This is a genomic window from Stieleria magnilauensis, from assembly GCA_007753675.1.
Classification (GTDB): domain Bacteria; phylum Planctomycetota; class Planctomycetia; order Pirellulales; family Pirellulaceae; genus Stieleria; species Stieleria magnilauensis.
The window spans coordinates 8,247,501-8,264,316 of sequence record CP036432.1; the positions used below are offsets into that span (position 1 = coordinate 8,247,501).

Sequence of the window (16,816 nt, forward strand, 5' to 3'; positions counted from 1 at the left end):
CGTGCCATTCGTGTTTGGGTCAGCTTACAGTTATTGCTGGCAAACACAAAATTCCTGACAGGCCCCTGTGGCCGCATTACCGTTTTCCCACGGCGATGTTGGTCGCTTTGCAAAAACAATCATCGGTGCAACGCTATTTCGTGCGGGTCTCTATGAAGATGCCCTTGCGCAATTGACCGCAGCCGACGAAAGCCAATCACTCGAACTGAATCGTGCACCAAGGGAATACCACCTCTACCTCTTGGCAATGGCTCACGCAAAACGCGGAGATTCCCGGAAGGCGCAGCAGTATTTTGATCTCTGCCATCATGCTCTGAAGGAATCACTTGCAGCAGAGATTCACGATTCAGCGGACAGAACGCCACAATGGGTCCGCCGAGTCACACTTACGATACTGCGTGAACAGGCGAGTTCACTATTGAACTTGACGGCAGGCACCGCGTCGAATGCTTCGAAGCAGTCCCCGCAGCAAGCTTTGCCCCTCTACTCAAGGGCACTCTCGCTACGAGAGGACGCCCCCCTTTTATGGAAACTGCGTGCCGAAACCTACCTGCAATTAGACCAGCCGCAACGAGCTTCCTCCGACCTCGCTCGTCTGGAGCGGTTAGGCCAGGAAGCCCCTCTTCGTCGATTGAATCGACTGGTCGGTGATGGAGAACGAGACGTCCAGCAATTCCAACTCGAACGAGCGGAATATCTACTTACAGAGCTCAAGGACTTTGATGCGGCCATCGAGGATTGCTATTGGATTCTTCGTGCAAAAGATGCGCCGATCAAGGCATTTCAAATCCTGATTCGGGCTCATCGAGCCCGCGGAACGGTCGATCAGGCCGTCGACGACTGGCGACTGAGGTTAGGAAACACATCCAGGTTCTTCCGCCTCCTCGACGAGGTTCCGACTGAAGATCGATCAGCATTTGACTCGCTAATCGAGGAATACAACACAGATGGCTTCCCAGAATAAGCTTTCCTCAACGATTGGTACGCCCGGGGCGGTGGCGGCAAAAGCGAAGTAGGCCAGCAACGTAGGGCAGAACTGTCCTGGCAAGCTCGTGATTCCCACCACGACAAGGCTTGGTCCTCGGCGATGGATCAATCTGGTCGGATTATTCAAGAATGTTCGACAGCCCTCCGGCTCGACGGCGCATTGATAGGTAGGAGCACAACTCAATGTAGCCAGGACTTGTCCTGGCAACGATAGCTCTTAACTGGTCGTGGTCTACACACAACGAATCCGGAGGACACATGTCATGAGATTATCAACTCGCACGATCATTCCCGCCGCCGTCGTGGCGGCATGCCTTTTCTGTTTCTCGATTGCCGAAGCCAAGAAACCGGTGAAGCCGCCAGGTGGTGGCGGTGGCGGCAGTAGTTTTCAGCTTGTGGAACTCCAGCCTGCAGGCGGCACTGTAAGTTCGGCCTATGCAATCAGCGACTCTGGAATTGTGGTCGGAACAGTGGACGACATGCCTGGAATATGGGACAGCTCTGAAACTGTACCGGCTTTCATCCCGCTCGTTGGAGCATACGGAGAGGCCCTGTCGATCAATGAATATGACGAAATCGTCGGGTGGGGCCCGAACGGTCCTCGGTATTGGTCAAACGCAATTGCCAATCCTGTCGAACTGCCGTTGCCGACCGGGTTCGATTCGGGGACCGCGAACGGGATTAGTCGAGATGGCATTGTGGTAGGGGAAATTTGGGGCCCTGCCTCCTCAGGAAATGAAATTTGGGCTGCGGCCTGGCGTGTCACAGAGGGACTCGTTTTCGGCCCGATACTCCTTGATGCAGGAGGCGCTCACGACGTCGCATCCATGGGAGCGGGAATCAATCGGGCTGTCGGTCGATCAGCCGATGCTGAGTTCGGGCACGTGGCTACGGTTTGGGATCTGCTTTCCAAAGACGATGGCACTTTCACAGTGATCGGATCAACGGTACTCGTCGCGGGGGTTACAGCCGAAGCATATGCCATTACCAATACTGGTGACGTGACTGGAGGGATCAAAGAGTGGAGCAAGGGAGAATGGGTCCACACAGCGTTCGTCATCCGTGACGGTTCGTTCGTTCGTCTTCCCAGTGGTAGAAGGAATAAATTCGATGTCGGCTACGATCTAAACGCGACGGACGTCATCGGTCAATCGGGGAAGGTGTGGTACTCAGACAACTTGGGTGCAACACAGTGGAACCTTCAGAACAAGCATCAGGATCTAATGGGGAGCTACTTTGACGCGAGTTGGACCTACACTGCGGCGGAGGGACTCAACGCTACCGGAGGCGTCGTTGGCGGCGGTTCCGGCGGTGCTTGGTTATTGCGACGATGAAAACGTCTCTAGTGAATACGGGATTCAACTCAACTAGGGATGCTTGTAATCATGTTTTTTCACAGTGTTCCAAGTAACGATTTCGGTCAAGGCTTGTTGGACGACCTTCGACCAGAACTGCAAATGGCCTCCTTCGCAATCGTCCTCAGATTGCAGACCAGACACAGCGCGAAACGACCGATTTCGGATTGTATTAACGCCACTCCCTCCGCCATGACCGCGTTGTGATTTATCCTCATCCAAGTTGCCGAGCTCCCGAAGACCTCTAGCGCCAAGCCGAAAACGTTTGTGCCTTCGGTTGCATCGCCCGCTGTGTCAAACCAAGTCTGCTTCAGCGCAGAGGTCAGATTCACCGCCAGCAGTTGAACGGATTTCTTCGTGCACGAGGTCGCATTGCCAGGCGCGAGTTCGGGAAATTGCTTCGCCGCGGTCTTCCAGAAATACGGGACGAGAATCTGGCGAACGTGCCCCGAATTATCGAATCTATATCGGTACCATGATCGAACCGGATCGGCCTCGTGCAGCTTGGGTCGTATGTTTCCTTGAGGGGCCGGATCGAATTGTGGGAACCAGCCGGCCCTCCGGAAAATCACGGCTGAAAGGTGTGCTGTTTGACGATCTGCTCGCCACAGTACATACAGCTCATGCGTCGCTTGCTAATCGTGCGTCCGCACTTGCTGCACGACCCCGTACCGCTTCCCATCTTTCCGTCGGCCACTCCATCACGCAAGTCGATCTCACTCACTTTGGCCAACAACTCCTCGTCGCTGAGCCCTGAATGGTCACGAGCGACTTCCCAGAGCGCTTGGCACGTCAGGGCCAAAGACTCGATCTTGTCCTCCAGGCGAGCGACCTCGTAGCTCATGTTGTTTGATTTCGATTCCGCCCGGGTTGCCGTTGCGCCGGCGTCGCGAATCTTCGATTGTTGATACAGTTCCCACAACATGAAAGTCTCTCCTTTATCACGGATGGGCAATGGTCAATGACCCGTTAGTCACTTCTACTCGATTCATCATGCAGAACTTGGTCGATCACTATGCAAGCGCAAAGCACCGCAACTTCAACTTCTCCGTCATCAATTTCTACGCCGTAGCTGTCTGTCCACGACCACAACTTCTCTCTGATGCGAAAGATCATAAATTCTCCGACCCATGTGTCATTCTTCAGATAGCTCGGGGCAGGAAAACCGACCGATCAGGGCGCTGAAGCGAGCCAGTTTCCGCTGAGGGCGGCAAGGTTTTGGCATTGATGGGGCATCGACTACGGAAACCCTCCCCTTATAGCATCTCCTCAGTGTTCGGCGTTGAGCGTCCTTGCCATCGCGCAGCCCTTTCCGCAGCGCAGCTTTGGCATGGCGGATTCTCAACGCCGCGCTGATTATTATTTGAAGCGGTAGCCAGCGGAGTGCTACGGATCCCCTCCCCAGCCGCATGACGGCTTAGCGAGACTTCCGAGCACACCGCTCGCTTCATCCCAAAACGGATCACTCAGATGTAGCTTAGCGGGCTCTCTATAAGGTTTCCGAAGTGGGTGAGGCTGGACTACCAATCACACAAGCCTTTCAACTCGGTGAGACTACAGCATGAACGACAATTCACCCACACTCAACCAATCCATCGCGCTTTTTGTTGGAATCGATTGGGCTGATCAGAAACATGACTGCCACATCATTGATTCTCAAGGCAGAGAATCGGCGATGGAACTGCCCCACACCCCCGAAGCGATCAACCAATGGATCGCCAAGATGACTGAGAAAGCCAAGGGCGGGAAAATCGCGATCATGCTCGAACAGTCCAAGGGCCCCCTGATCCATGCCTTGATGTTCCGTCAGAACATCGTTCTCTACCCGATTAACCCTAAACAACTCTCTCGCTATCGAGAAAGCTATCCGGGTGGCGATGGCAAAAGTGATCCTACCGACGCGATGTATCTGGCCAGGCTTCTTCGCGAACGAATCGAGACCCTTAAGGCATGGCTGCCTGATGATGAGCAGACGCGATTGCTGAACCGGCTTTGCGAGCAAAGACGCTTCATCGTAGGCAGCCAAACAAAACTGCGTCAGCAGCTTATCAGCGTACTTAAACAGTATTTTCCTGTAGTTTTGGAGCTGTTCGGCAAATCCCACCAGCTGGATTTGCTACTGGCTGTACTCAAGCGGTGGCCTGATCCCAGGCAACTCCGTCGTGCTGATCGTCGGTTGATTGTTCGGGTTCTGCGAGAACACGGAGTCCGAAATGAGGAGCGGCAAAAAGAAGCCCTCGATGCCATTCGTAGCTCGCCGTTGCTCTGCGATGACTCTGCCCTGATCACTCCCATGTCCATGACGGTTAAGCATTTGGCTCAGCAAATCGAAGGATCCATCAAAACGATTGAGCAGTTCGACCAACAGATTAGCGAGTCGTTCAAGGCTCACGGCGATGCCCACCTGTTCTCCTCGCTCCGAGGAGCCGGCCCAGCACTTGCGCCTCGACTTCTGTGTGCGTTCGGTTCGCAGCGTGATCGCTGGTCCGATGCCGATGAACTGGCTTCCTTTAGCGGAATCGCACCCATCACGCGTCAAAGCGGAAAGCAGCGTCATGTTCAACGGCGCTATGCCTGCCCGAAATACCTTCGCCAAACCTTTCATGAGTTTGCAGCCGCAGCCCGGACATGGTGTCCGTGGACCAAAGCTCGCTACCAAATGTTACGAGCCCAAGGAATGAAACACCACGCGGTGCTACGCAAGCTCGCACGTAGTTGGATCCGGATTCTCTACCGCGTCTGGCAGACCCGCATCCCGTTCGACTGTGGTCGATACATTGAAACTCTCAAACGCCGATTACCCGGTATCGTCCCCTACCTCGAAAATTCCTGAAATCCGAAAACAAGCCACTTGCTCAGAGCTCAGATGTCTCGCTACGCTCGAGCCTCCCGCACACGGCAGGGTGAAGGGATTTGAAATCTACGACATCGAAAACGTTAGAGTCAGAATATTTGCAGTTGCGTCGACAGCGCAGGTAACGGCTGGTTGAGTGATTTCTTTGAACCGTTTACACCGAGGGCAGTTGCCATGGATCGCGGCGCGGTCCATCAAGCCACTTGTTCGCCTCGGCATCGGCGAATTTCCAATTCTTTGGATCCCAGTTCAACGTCTGTCCGTGCCAATACGCCAGATTTCCCAAGTGGACAACGGTCACGCTTCGTGCGCCGATCTCCACGTCGGCGACGGGGCGCTTTCGTTCTCGAATGCAATCGAGCCAATTGCGATGATGATCGTTCGACTCGTACAAGTGCACTTCATGGTCCGCGAGTTTTTCCTTGATCGCATCAGCCGGATCCGCACTCAGATGACCGCGATCGATTCGCAACGTTCCCTCTGTGCCGGTGAACGTGCAACCGCTCGGGCCACCGTGAATCATTTCGACGCCATTGGCGTAGATATACCTCACGCCGGTCCCTGTGGAAGGATCATCCGGAGGAATGATTTCGACCGGTCCCGATTCGTCCATGCCGAGAGCCCACTGCGCGATATCGTAATGATGAGCGCCCATGTCGGTGTGACCGCCGCCGGAATACTCGCGATAAGCCCGCCACTGCGGCCACGGTTTGGAAACGCCGTCGCGGGCACTGAGAATTGAGTTGTACGGTCGCTCGGGTGCTTGTCCCAGCCACATGTCCCACTGGAGCCCTGATTCCAAGTCCTCTGCCGGCAAGTCACACCATTTGCTTGGTCCACCCACACCAACCGTCACCGATTTGATCTTGCCGATTCGTCCGCTGCGAATCAACTCACAAGCTATACGAAACGGCCCGAAGACACTACTGCGTTGTTGGCTTCCGGTTTGCACGACGCACTTGTGCTTTCGCGCCGCCTGGATGCAGCGTTGCGCTTCCAGGATGGTGAGCGTCAAGGGTTTTTCGCAGTACACATCTTTGCCAGCTTTACAGGCTTCGATGACTGGAATGGCATGCCAGTGGTCGGGCGTGGCGATCAGAACGGCATCAATATCGTCGCGGTGAATGATCTCGCGAAAGTCGGTGTACTCGTTTGGGATTTTGTAGTCGGACTTGCCTGAGTACGTCGCCTGGATTTTGCGTTTAGCGGATTCACGGCGATTTTTGTCGACTTCACAGATTGCCGCAAACTGCACATCAGCGTACTTCAGTAGGGCATTGAGGTGATAACCGTGGCACATCTTGCCGGTGCCGATGACACCCACGGAAATTCGTTCCCCAGCCGGAGCGCGACCATCCTTGCCGATGGCGGTCGATGCGATGATCGTTGGAAAGACGGCGGTGGTCGTTTGTAAGAACGATCGCCTGTTAGAGCGAGACATCGGTGTAGACACAGCGGATACTCCAAGTGCAAACTGAATTGACAGCCAGAAGTATAACCCAACGCCGCGTGCCCGCGGCTTAGGACTCGTGTTGAGGCATCGGCCGCAAACGGTTGGAATCGGACATCGGTGAAGTTATCTTTGATGCACTTGCGTCAACGCACCGTTATCATGACCATTCGACCCGAGGCGGCTGGAGTGCAGTGCGAGTTGTTGATCTTCGAGAAAATCAGCCGCATTCGAGAGGGTCAGGCTTATACGAAATCAAAAGACAAGACAGGGAATCCCATGCTCACTCGAATGGCTCGTACCTTTGCGGCCTGTTGTTGCGTGATGGCGTCTACCAGCCTCGCTGACGGTCCGAATTGGCCGCAATGGCGAGGTCCAAACGGCTCTGGAAAGACCTCCGCCGATGCTGCTCTGACTCAATGGGGTCGGGATCAGAACGTCAACTGGCGGATCGACTTACCGGAACCAGGCAACTCGACGCCAGTGGTGTGGGGCGACCGGATCTTTTTGACGCAACCGCTCTCGGAGTCGAACGAACGGGGATTGATTTGTGTGGATCGCAAAACCGGGCAAGAGCGCTGGCGCAGTGGCGTCGTCTCTACCGAGGAGGAGTCGACCCACAAGACGAACCCGTACTGTTCTGCATCGCCCGTCACCGACGGACAACGAGTGATCGCCTGGTTTGGGTTAGCCGGGCTGGTTTGCTGGGACATTGATGGCAACGAGTTGTGGCGTCGCGATCTTGGCCGGCAGGAACACATGTGGGGTTACGGTTCATCGCCGATCATGCACGAAGATCTTTGCATTTTGAACTTTGGACCCGGCAACCGTGAGTTTTTGATTGCTGTCGATAAGAAAACTGGCGAGACCCGCTGGAAAGTCGACTCTATGGACGACAAGGCGGAACGCGAACTCAGCGGCCCCGAGAACGACGGCAGCGCCGACGAGTTCGGTAGCACCAAGCAACGCAGCGAGCGACTTCGCGGTTCATGGAACACGCCGATCATTGTGCAGGTCGACGGTCATTCCGAATTGGTTGTCGCTTTGCCTCGTCGAGTGAGCGCATTTGATCCGTCCACTGGTGAGCGACTTTGGACATGTGGCGGTGGTGCTCCGCTTGCCTATGCGTCTCTGATGGAATCCGATGGCGTGATCGTCGCCCTGGGTGGTTACCGCGGCGCTTCGCTTGCCGTTCGTGCAGGTGGACGCGGTGACGTGACTGAGACCCATCGGCTGTGGCATAAGCCCAATGACATTGGCTGGCTGGGCACCGGAGTGGCTCACGAGCGTACGATCTACATTTGTGATACGGGCGGTGTGATCTATTGCATCGACGTTGAGACAGGTGAAACGCAATGGAAGAGCCGGAGCGGTGGAGGGGGCACTTGGTCCACCATCACGCAAACCGCCGATGGGTTGATGTACTTGCTGGACAAGTCTGGCACAACGATCGTCTTTCGCCCCGATCGTGAAGCATTAAAGCGAATCGCGGAGAACGAACTGAAAGAATCAACCAACGCGTCGGTGGTCGTGGCGGGCGGTGAAGTTCTGATTCGCACGGATGAGGCACTTTGGTGCTTCGTAGCGCAATAAGAAACGCGCCAACCGATTTCGCCAGATGGGAGCGACGCTTCTCGCGACGGAGAAGATAATCGCGCAAGCGTTGAGCCAACAACTTCATCACGGCAATCCCTTGAAGGCGACTGCCGGTGCAAAGACTCCGTGAACCGACTGTGCTGGTTCAACAGAGAATCGAATTGTCAGTCCGGCGCGTAGAACGGAATGGCGTTAACCTGCCGGCAGTTCTCGCATCCCGTCGGTAAGGTTTTGTGCATTGTGGAACGGGTCGAGAACTACGGTCAAAGGATCGGCCTCAGGCTTACTTGGTTTGCCGTGCTTGCCTCGTCATATTTCGGCGATCTTGGCCCGTCCGAGGATCAAGGTGCCGATGAATGCCCTCGCTGCGTGCTTAGGGTGCCGAACGGGCGCAGCAGTCCGTCACGCCCACTCTCTTGCCGAGCCTGCCATTGTGGGGCAGCGGGAACACCCCTAGTCTCTGTTGCGCAATGCCGGTCAATCGGGGCCAACCAGACGGCCGCTCAATTTTTGGGAGAGAACAGTGAAAGACGATGCGATACGGATTCTTCGCCTTCTGTTGGCTGTCCTTGCGGTGACCACCTCCGCGTCTACTTTGCACGCCGACCCCGATCCCGTGGCGAACACCGTCTCCGGCAGCGTGGCGGATATCAACCACACCACGCACGTGATGGGTCGGGCATTCAGGGTCCAATTTAAAGAGATCAAGTACGGCGGAAAACTGAAAAGCGTCGAGGTTCTCGATGACGCGTCCGTGCAAACCATCGTTCAAGTCCGATTGAGTGACGTCAAACTCATGATCAATCGCACAAACGTCCAGGGCTCACGCCAGCACGCATCCTGTGGACCGATTGAAATGAAACTCGGTACCCTGCGCGATCTCGTGGTCGAGTTTGAAGTCAAGCGAAACAAGGACGCTGAACTCACCTTGGTCGATTCCAAACTGAAGCTGGATTCCGACAACCTGCAAATCGGCGCACCGCGTTGGGTCCAAGCTCAAGGAATCGGCATGAACAACAGCAACGTTGCCAATGGGCTGCGTAGCGGACTGAATTCCAATCTACCGCTACTCAAACGATTGCTGTCGGCTGAACTTCCCAAGGTGTTCCGCCAAATCGAAGACCAGATCGCGGGCAAAGTCAGCGCCAGTGACAAAGTCAGCGCCACTGAAAAAGTCAGCGCCCCTGAAGTCGTGAACGTCGCCGAGCTGCCGACCCCCTAACGGCAACTCCTGGAATGATTGATTCGTGTCGGTGACGAGCGGCGATTAAAACCGTTCAATCGTCCGTGCCAACATTGCCGCCGTAGTCTGCGAAGATCGTTTTCACATGGGCCGCCAAGGTGTCGACGAGCGCCGGATCATCGGACGACAGTGGCGTGTTCCGATCAAGCTGTCCGTTCCGGGCAGCGAGCACGATTGCGGCCAATACATGCTCCACATCGACGGGCAGATTCGTCCGTTCTTCTAGCTCGAGCGCCAAGTCGAACAGCACGTCTGCGACGGAGGGATCAACGCTCGCTTGTCCCGATGCGGTGACGGAAATTCCCGGCACAAGTTGATGTTGGTTGGTGCGGTTCATCAACGCTCACAACGCTCCACGGGTGGACACCGCGATTGAACGTTCAATCTCCGCTCGACCCTCCTGCCAGGAGGGTGACTTCCCAAGCTGGACGGTCCCTGAGGGCTGGGCACCGATGATTGCTGAATCCGATTTTTCTGCCATCTCTCGACCTCTGTCGCCCCTAGCGTTCGAAGTCGGGTTTGGGGCGACTTTCCACCGGTCCCCAGTAATGCGGTTTCCCGTTCTGGCCCGAATCGCCGTCTGGGGAAGTCCATGTTGTGCCGTCGGGTAGATCGACCGAAATTTGATAATCGCTGAACGGTGCGAGCGCGTAGAACCAAGCAGGCTGGTCGTCCGTTGAACGTGCTTCGATCGCGACCAGCAGTTCCGTATCGGTTCCCTGACAGAAACCGAAGATCGCTCCGTAATCGATCTCCGCGTCGGCGTCGGTGTATTCGTAAAACGGCTTCGGCACCGATCGTAATTCCCAGCTCTGGCCTTCCGACGTCGTCGTCTTGACGCTCAATCCGCGGGGGAACTGTCTGGCTTGAAGCTTCATCCGTCGAAGGTCCGACGCGGGGGCGGGAAGGTTGTCCGAACGGTTCCATTGCAGTCCGGCATCAGGACAGTTCCAGGTCGGGTGCCCGTCGGCTTCGCGTCGGATCGGCCCGTTGTGGAACGAATGAAACTCTTCCATCACGTTTCGCATTCGGCCCTGAGACCAGGCAAAGAAGACACCGACCGCGGCGGGGCGATCTGATGAGGAAGGCGTCCACAGATAGACCGCTCCGATATCGTCGCCGCGTACCGATTGGGTATGGCGAAAGATCGCTTGTTCGTGAAGCTTGAACGGCTCTTTGGGCGAGTTGGGGTCCAAGAGACGCTGCCGTTTGGCGACCTCCTCCGCAACCCCGATCCAGTGGCTGGTCGTCTTGCGATTGCGGTCTTCGGCGGTTTCTTCGGACCGCAAGACCGCTGATCCACCAGCGAAGAGAACGACAGCAACAAGCCAAGGGATTCGTCGATTCATGATGAAGAAGGGGGGTAGGAAGATTTTGGAGGTAGGAAAATTTAATCCGGTGGCGGTGCAAGCGTTTCGTCAATTTTTTTACCCTTCAATCTTCTTACCGTTCCTCGGCGATCACCCCACGCGTAGAAACGTCGTCACGCGTTTTGCTCGGCCTTGGAGATCAATTCTCTGGCGTTGGCGAGGTGTTGGTGAGCGCGTCGGAGACTCGTGTCGACTTCGTCGACGTAGCCGTCGGCAGCTGCCGACCAGGATCGATTGACGTAGCGTTCGGCTGACGCGAACTCGGTCATCACGTCGGCATAGACGGTCATCCCAAATCGTTTGACGAGAGCCTGACGCGAATCGGCGAAATCAGCCAGTGGCTCGGCGCAGCGGTCGTCGATGAACTTGAGTGTGTCCGCGGGCGGGTGCTGGGTGTTTTGGCAGAGTGTTTCCACGGCGCTGGAGAGTTCGGCCAGACTGCTCGTGATGACCGAGTACTCGGCATCCGTCTTGTCGTGATCGTGATGGTCTTCGCGTTTTGCACGCCGCAACAACACGATGCCAACGATCCCGACGGCCATCGCCGCTGCATACCAAAGCCAGGGGACCGTTGCCCATTTGTTGTCCTGTACCTCCAGTTGTGAAACCGCAGCGAACGAACCGCCCAGGAAGCCCAACCACATCAGAATCTGTCCGAGTGCACGCATCGCCATCACATCCACCTGGAAAGTTGTTGGCAACCGATCATCGCCGCGTCGGCGACTTCGGGGGCGGCAAAGAAGACTTGGTAGAGCGCATTGCCGACTCCCACCAGGGCTTCACCGACGATCAGTCCCGCCGCGATCGGAATCCCGACCTCGTGGCCGAACTTGGTGCCGAGCGATTTGTCGGAGACGATTCGCAACACGTTGCCGATGGTGTAGGTCAATGCGATCTGAAACGGCATGTAGAACCCCAGCGCGATCAACACGCCGATACCGCCGAGTCCGCTGATCGCCAGCAACAGCCCCAGTCCCGCACCGGCGGTGTAGCGATAGGTTGGAACGTTGTCGTTCAAGATGCCTTCGGTGACCGACGCCAACGCCTGGGCCTGAGGCGCCGGTAACTTGTCCGACCCGATCTGGTACTGGTTGTTCAATAGGAACATCAAGGAGATCACGATCACCGGCCCCAGCCAGGCACCGACGAACTGTGCATACTGTTGGCGTCTGGGAATGGCGCCGACCAGGTATCCGGATTTCAAGTCCAGCATCATGTCGCTGGCCTGAGAGATCGCCAAACAAATCGCTGCGCCGACGACCATCGAACTGGTCACCGTCGCGGCTGCATCGAGTCCACCCTTGGCAACCAGGATCAAAATCGTGACGGCGATCAACGTCATGCCTGACAACGGCGACCAGTTGGTCCGCCCGATGCACTCGGCGACGACGACGCCGGCGACCCAGACCCAAAGCGTCCCCAGGACCGCCATCGCAACCGCCCGGCCGAGCGTCATCTCGGGCACCGACGTGAAGGCGATCAACACCATCACCAACAGCCCGATCCCGATCGCCGCGTACAAGAACCGAATGGGCATCTCGTCGTTGTAGGCGGTTACGCCCGAGTCTTTCTGCTGACCCGCCGCGTGCATCGACTTGAACGCGCTGGCGATCAGCGGAAACGCTGCAACAATGCCGCCGACCGCGGCACCGATCAGCATGCCGATCCCCAACGGCTTGTACAGGACGCCACGCATTTGATCGGGCGAGGACACCATCGCCGCAACGCCTTCGCTGCCGAATTGGCTCAGCAGCGGCGAGAGCAACAGGTAGCAGATGAACCCGCCGCAACCGAACCAGAACCCGCCTTTTCCTGAAAGGTATCCGACGCCGATCGTCATCACGGAGAGATAGAAACTGATGTTCAACATCGCCGGCAATCCGAATTGTGTGCCCGCGTGCCAGTCGTGGTCTTCGCCCATCAAGGCCAGGACCAATAAATGGGCGACGCCGGAGAGCAACGCTCCGCCGAGCAGCAACACGGCTTTGCGAACCCCCGCGCCCGGTGATTTTAAAATCGTGGCGACGGCGATCCCGCCCGGATACGCCAAGCGATCAAAGTCGATCATCTGCTTGCGGAGCGGAATCACAAACGCCAATCCCAACACGCAACCGGTGATGCAGGCCAAGATCATCAGCGGCGTGTTGAAATTCGCGACCGACTCAAAGCCTTCGGTGCGGCTGAGGATGAACAACGCCGGCACGGAGAACATGATGCCGGAGGAGGCGCCATTGACCGCCGACGCGATGGTCTGGTTGATGTTGTTTTCGACGATGCTGGTCCGCCGCATGACGCCGCGCAAGACGCCCCAGCCGAGAATCGCCGCCAACTCGGATCCTTCGATTGCAAACCCCAGGATCAGCGCGGCGTAGCCGATCGAAACCGCGATCAACGCACCGATCGCCCATCCGACCAGAACAGCGGTCCAAGTGAACTCGGGGTACGGCCCGTGGCGCACCGGGATCGACCCCTCCGCACTGGGAATCGACCGGGCGTCTTGTTGAGAATCAGAGTCCGACATCGGCCAGCACAACTCCTGGGGCGGCATGAAGTGGCATCAGCCTATTGCAATCTGATTCGTGTCGCAAGTTACGTCCGTCATCAACCCGTGCAGGCAACGCTGTGAAGCATTTTTTAGCGGTAGGGCGCGAGCCCTCCGGTGTATCGGGAACGATGAGAGACCGGAGGGCTTGCGCCCTGCCGCTAACACCTCGTCGAACGCAGGGAATGAATGCTTCACAGCGTTGCCGTGCAGGCGTGATTCATTGCCAGGGGCACCCTCCAGATTGCATAGCGCAGTAAGGCAGCTTTGCGGTAGACTTGCAGCACTACGGTTCCCGTCGCCCAGACCACTCTTCCGGCAATCATCTCTCCCATGAGCTACAACTTCACGCACCTGACCGATTTGGCTAACGGAGTGTTCGTGACGTTGAGAAGGTAAGTGTGTGGATCGGCACGATCTTGGTGATGTGGGGCACGCCGAATTCGTTGGACCAGTATTCGATTTCATCCGCAAAGTCTTCCGCTTGTGCACGCTTGGCGAATGTCGCCTCGTAGGTCCACTGCGGCTGGACGGCCTGTTCGATGATTTCGTAATCGGTGATTTTGCCATCTTCGATTTGGTTCTCGGCGGCATGGTAGGCACTCCACCAGCTGGAGAATTTCCAAACGCCCATGTCCGACCATGAACCGTGGTCCACGCTGCCGGTCCACTGAAAGCGGTGAATGAAGTCCCAGGTGCCGGTGTCGGCGTCGCGGCCGACGATGACAAATTCGGTTTGCCCGGTGACATCCGGAGCCGAGTAGACTTCGTAGTCGTACATCATGTCCAGGAATGCGGTCCTGGAGATCGTGGGCTCGGCGGCGATCACGCCTGGCTTGACCGTGGTGATCGGCTGGATGGAGTCGCCCCGCGGGGCTTCGGCGTGAGCCATTGAGCCGAGGCAGGTCAGGATCACAGCAAACGACAGGCAGAGAAAGGGTTTCATGGTCACCGCTCGTGGTTCGGGGTTCGGAAAGACAGGCGCCCTGTCCTGAACTCCAAGCGAAACAGCGGCGGCGGTGTTACAGGAATCCGCGATCGCCCTCGAAAGGAGTCCGGTTGACTACGAGTGACGTCAAAATGGTGTCATCCGGTGATCGGCGAGGTGTTGTCGGTCGGACTGCGCCTGGGCTGGCCCGGGGTTTTTCTTGGCGAATCAATTTTTTTTGAAACACCGTGAAACATGGGGTGAAACCTCGGTTTTGCATGCATTTTTGGCCTTTCGATCGGCTCTCGGCACGCCGGCTGCGTTTGTCTCGTTCCAGCGGAAACTGGTTCCGCTGGTTTGGACACTTTTCACGGAGCCCCCTTCAATGACCCTTCTCTCAAAAACGTTTGCCACTTTCGGATTGCTCGCCGCGTTCGTTTCCCCGTCTGCTTTCGCCGACACCTACCGGCACATCGACGACTTGGCCAGTGACATCGAACGAAAGTCGCGTCAGATCGAGAAGGAAGTGCGGCACTATCGCCATATGCCAGAGTACCGGCATCTGGTCGAGGACGCGCGTGACATGCGTCGATTGGCTGATCATATGCACGACGTCGCCCATGACCATGGAAGTCTGGCGCACCTGGAGTCGGATTTGCGGGAGTTGGATGCGAAGTTCCATCACTTGGAATCGGTGTTCGACCGTGCGGAGCGTCGGGCCTATCACGGTCATGGCCATATTCATGGTGAAACCTCGCATGTGAAGCAATTGCTGCATGCGATCGAAGACAACATCCATCACCTGCAAGACGATCTCCGTTCGCTGCGAACGCCTGATCGTCACTACTCCCGCGAGTTGGTTTCGCGTCCGCCCGTTTTCTCCGCCCCACCGGCCAGGGCCTGGGACGACCATCGCTCGCGCTCGAGCGGCTACGGTTACGGTCGCGGTATCACGATCGGCGGCGGAAGCTCACGCTTCACGATTCGCTGGTAGTCGCAGTGCTTCGCACGATTGAGCCACGAGGGCAACGCTTGAAGCATTTATTCCCAGCGTTTGACGAGGTGTTAGCGGCAGGGCGCGAGCCCTCCGGTCCCTCATCGTTCCCGAAAAACCGTAGGGCTCGCGCCCTACCGCTCAAAAAGCTTCACTGCGTCGCCACCAGGGGCGGAAAAGGCTGACCGGTCTTTTCCGCCCTGTTTCGTTTTCTTCGCTGCGGACGCTTCCGCTGGGGACCGATTTTCGTCACGATAGATCGCCACTGTATCGATTACCACTGGATCGATACCACAGCGGCGCCCCTCGCGGCGTCGTCCCCCCCTATCTCGGCGAAACGGTCTGTCACCGGCACGATCGCACTCGAAGTCTGCATGGCCAAAAAACAACGCATCCCCCACAAGTTCTTGCCTTGGATCGATGCCCGCAAGAAGTTTCGATTGTCCAACGCCCACATTCAAATGGCTCGTGAATTGGGGCTCAGTCCCAAGCGTTTTGGCGTTTACGCCGACACCACGGACCAGCCTTGGAAGGTGCCGCTGCCGCAATTCATCGAAAACCAGTATGCAAAGCAATTCGGCAAGGAACGTCCGGATGTCGTGATGTCGATCGAAGAGATCGCGGCGGCCCATGTCGCCAAGCGTGCCCAACGCAAGGCGGAAAAACTGAGCAAGGCGGAAAAGCTGAGCAAAGCGGAAACGCTGAAAGCCAGCCAGAACGAATCGCCGCAAGACCTCCCTCCAAACGCTTCCGAATGAGTCCGCATGGATCCCACCTTGATTACCGAAGTGATTCGCAACCGGCGTACGGTCAAGCCGGGGCAGATGTCTGATCGACCGGTCGACCGTGACATCATCGAGGAGATTTTGCAAAACGCGAACTGGGCCCCGACGCATGGCATGACGCAGCCGTGGCGGTTCAAGGTCTACCAGGGGCAATCGCGACACGAATTGGCCGATTTCCTCGCCGCGACCTACAAGGCGATCACGCCGCCGGAGTCCTTCAAGCAGGCCAAGTATGACAAGTTCTGTGTGAACCCCACGCTTGTCGGGGCCGTGATCGCGGTCGGCATGAAACGGCAAGAGAGCGGGAAGATCACCGAGTTGGACGAGATCATGGCCGTCGCGTGCGCGGTGCAGAACATGCACCTGACCGCGACCGCCCATGGTGTGGGCGGTTTCTGGTCGACCAATGTCGCTGCGATGAGCGATGAAATGCGCGACTACATCGGACTGGCCCCCAACGACCGAGCCTTGGGGTTATTCTACTTGGGGTATCCAAGCTGCGATTGGCCGTCGAGTGCACGAGAAGACATCACGACCAAGGTCACCTGGGCGTAGCGGTTTGTCGGGTTCAGCCCAATACCGATAACTGACGCGTCGTTTGCTCGGGTCGGGGCCCGTAGGCTCGCGACAACGGCTGGTATTCGTTGGACATCAGCCGGTTCGCACCAGCGTCCGGGCGGACTCCTCGTGGAGGTTGGCTCCGGATCATCGC

At 57.0% G+C, this 16,816-nt stretch carries 15 protein-coding genes; 8 read left to right on the top strand and 7 right to left on the bottom strand.

The features are described 5' to 3' along the window. Positions 1-67: 67 nt before the first annotated feature. Complete coding sequence (locus TBK1r_RS29745) at positions 68-964, top strand: tetratricopeptide repeat protein (RefSeq protein WP_145218773.1); 897 nt, start codon at positions 68-70, stop codon at positions 962-964. 286 nt (positions 965-1,250) lie between these two features. Then, positions 1,251-2,321, top strand: coding sequence for a hypothetical protein (locus TBK1r_RS29750; RefSeq protein ID WP_145218775.1), 1,071 nt, complete (start codon positions 1,251-1,253; stop codon positions 2,319-2,321). Positions 2,322-2,910: 589 nt separating this feature from the next. Here the strand turns inward: TBK1r_RS29750 and TBK1r_RS29755 are convergent. Continuing rightward, the gene (locus TBK1r_RS29755; RefSeq protein WP_145218777.1) at positions 2,911-3,267 is read right to left on the bottom strand and encodes a hypothetical protein; all 357 of its coding nucleotides are present in this window, start codon (positions 3,265-3,267) and stop codon (positions 2,911-2,913) included. A 636-nt stretch (positions 3,268-3,903) separates the two neighbouring features. Between TBK1r_RS29755 and TBK1r_RS29760 the strand changes: the two genes are divergently transcribed. Next, a complete protein-coding gene (locus TBK1r_RS29760) occupies positions 3,904-5,175 on the top strand; it encodes an IS110 family RNA-guided transposase (protein ID WP_145206998.1) in 1,272 nt (423 codons plus the stop codon). A 175-nt stretch (positions 5,176-5,350) separates the two neighbouring features. On the opposite strand, the gene TBK1r_RS29765 is transcribed toward TBK1r_RS29760, so the two are convergent. Next, positions 5,351-6,637 (bottom strand): Gfo/Idh/MocA family protein, encoded by a 1,287-nt coding sequence (locus TBK1r_RS29765; protein ID WP_145218779.1) that lies wholly within the window; start codon positions 6,635-6,637, stop codon positions 5,351-5,353. A 171-nt stretch (positions 6,638-6,808) separates the two neighbouring features. Here TBK1r_RS29765 and TBK1r_RS29770 point away from each other — a divergent pair, with 171 nt between their 5' ends. Beyond that, positions 6,809-8,239 (top strand): outer membrane protein assembly factor BamB family protein, encoded by a 1,431-nt coding sequence (locus TBK1r_RS29770; RefSeq protein WP_419580518.1) that lies wholly within the window; start codon positions 6,809-6,811, stop codon positions 8,237-8,239. Between the two features lie 526 nt (positions 8,240-8,765). Then, on the top strand, positions 8,766-9,464 hold the full coding sequence (locus TBK1r_RS29775; RefSeq protein ID WP_145218783.1) for a hypothetical protein: 699 nt from the start codon (positions 8,766-8,768) through the stop codon (positions 9,462-9,464). A 55-nt stretch (positions 9,465-9,519) separates the two neighbouring features. On the opposite strand, the gene TBK1r_RS29780 is transcribed toward TBK1r_RS29775, so the two are convergent. The 5 genes from TBK1r_RS29780 to TBK1r_RS29800 form a co-directional block, all read right to left on the bottom strand. Then, on the bottom strand, positions 9,520-9,822 hold the full coding sequence (locus tag TBK1r_RS29780; protein WP_145218786.1) for a hypothetical protein: 303 nt from the start codon (positions 9,820-9,822) through the stop codon (positions 9,520-9,522). A 163-nt stretch (positions 9,823-9,985) separates the two neighbouring features. Then, positions 9,986-10,834, bottom strand: coding sequence for a hypothetical protein (locus TBK1r_RS29785; protein ID WP_145218788.1), 849 nt, complete (start codon positions 10,832-10,834; stop codon positions 9,986-9,988). 134 nt (positions 10,835-10,968) lie between these two features. Beyond that, positions 10,969-11,529 carry a hypothetical protein gene (locus TBK1r_RS29790; RefSeq protein WP_419580519.1) on the bottom strand — a complete coding sequence of 187 codons (561 nt, stop codon included), beginning with the start codon at positions 11,527-11,529 and terminating at the stop codon, positions 10,969-10,971. Next, the gene (locus TBK1r_RS29795) at positions 11,529-13,376 is read right to left on the bottom strand and encodes an OPT family oligopeptide transporter (protein ID WP_145218791.1); all 1,848 of its coding nucleotides are present in this window, start codon (positions 13,374-13,376) and stop codon (positions 11,529-11,531) included. The genes TBK1r_RS29790 and TBK1r_RS29795 overlap by 1 nt, the downstream gene beginning before the upstream one ends. Positions 13,377-13,764: 388 nt before the next feature. Next, entirely contained in the window at positions 13,765-14,343 is a 579-nt protein-coding gene (locus TBK1r_RS29800; RefSeq protein ID WP_145218793.1) for a hypothetical protein, read from the bottom strand. A 367-nt stretch (positions 14,344-14,710) separates the two neighbouring features. Here TBK1r_RS29800 and TBK1r_RS29805 point away from each other — a divergent pair, with 367 nt between their 5' ends. From TBK1r_RS29805 to TBK1r_RS29815, 3 genes are all read left to right on the top strand, one after another. Then, positions 14,711-15,319, top strand: coding sequence for a hypothetical protein (locus TBK1r_RS29805; protein WP_145218795.1), 609 nt, complete (start codon positions 14,711-14,713; stop codon positions 15,317-15,319). Between the two features lie 374 nt (positions 15,320-15,693). Beyond that, the gene (locus TBK1r_RS39205) at positions 15,694-16,077 is read left to right on the top strand and encodes a hypothetical protein (protein WP_419580520.1); all 384 of its coding nucleotides are present in this window, start codon (positions 15,694-15,696) and stop codon (positions 16,075-16,077) included. A gap of 6 nt (positions 16,078-16,083) precedes the next feature. Next, positions 16,084-16,659, top strand: coding sequence for a nitroreductase family protein (locus TBK1r_RS29815; protein WP_145218797.1), 576 nt, complete (start codon positions 16,084-16,086; stop codon positions 16,657-16,659). Positions 16,660-16,816 lie beyond the last annotated feature (157 nt).

Excerpts from the sequence above, each read along its gene's own strand:
- TBK1r_RS29760 (WP_145206998.1), top strand. The coding sequence starts at position 3,904 with ATGAACGACAATTCACCCACACTCAACCAATCCATCGCGCTTTTTGTT.
- TBK1r_RS29815 (WP_145218797.1), top strand. The coding sequence starts at position 16,084 with ATGGATCCCACCTTGATTACCGAAGTGATTCGCAACCGGCGTACGGTC.
- TBK1r_RS29805 (WP_145218795.1), top strand. The coding sequence starts at position 14,711 with ATGACCCTTCTCTCAAAAACGTTTGCCACTTTCGGATTGCTCGCCGCG.
- TBK1r_RS29770 (WP_419580518.1), top strand. The coding sequence starts at position 6,809 with ATGACCATTCGACCCGAGGCGGCTGGAGTGCAGTGCGAGTTGTTGATC.
- TBK1r_RS29790 (WP_419580519.1), bottom strand. The coding sequence starts at position 11,529 with ATGGCGATGCGTGCACTCGGACAGATTCTGATGTGGTTGGGCTTCCTG.
- TBK1r_RS29785 (WP_145218788.1), bottom strand. The coding sequence starts at position 10,834 with ATGAATCGACGAATCCCTTGGCTTGTTGCTGTCGTTCTCTTCGCTGGT.
- TBK1r_RS29765 (WP_145218779.1), bottom strand. The coding sequence starts at position 6,637 with ATGTCTCGCTCTAACAGGCGATCGTTCTTACAAACGACCACCGCCGTC.
- TBK1r_RS29780 (WP_145218786.1), bottom strand. The coding sequence starts at position 9,822 with ATGAACCGCACCAACCAACATCAACTTGTGCCGGGAATTTCCGTCACC.
- TBK1r_RS29755 (WP_145218777.1), bottom strand. The coding sequence starts at position 3,267 with ATGTTGTGGGAACTGTATCAACAATCGAAGATTCGCGACGCCGGCGCA.
- TBK1r_RS29750 (WP_145218775.1), top strand. The coding sequence starts at position 1,251 with ATGAGATTATCAACTCGCACGATCATTCCCGCCGCCGTCGTGGCGGCA.
- TBK1r_RS29800 (WP_145218793.1), bottom strand. The coding sequence starts at position 14,343 with ATGAAACCCTTTCTCTGCCTGTCGTTTGCTGTGATCCTGACCTGCCTC.
- TBK1r_RS29795 (WP_145218791.1), bottom strand. The coding sequence starts at position 13,376 with ATGTCGGACTCTGATTCTCAACAAGACGCCCGGTCGATTCCCAGTGCG.
- TBK1r_RS39205 (WP_419580520.1), top strand. The coding sequence starts at position 15,694 with ATGGCCAAAAAACAACGCATCCCCCACAAGTTCTTGCCTTGGATCGAT.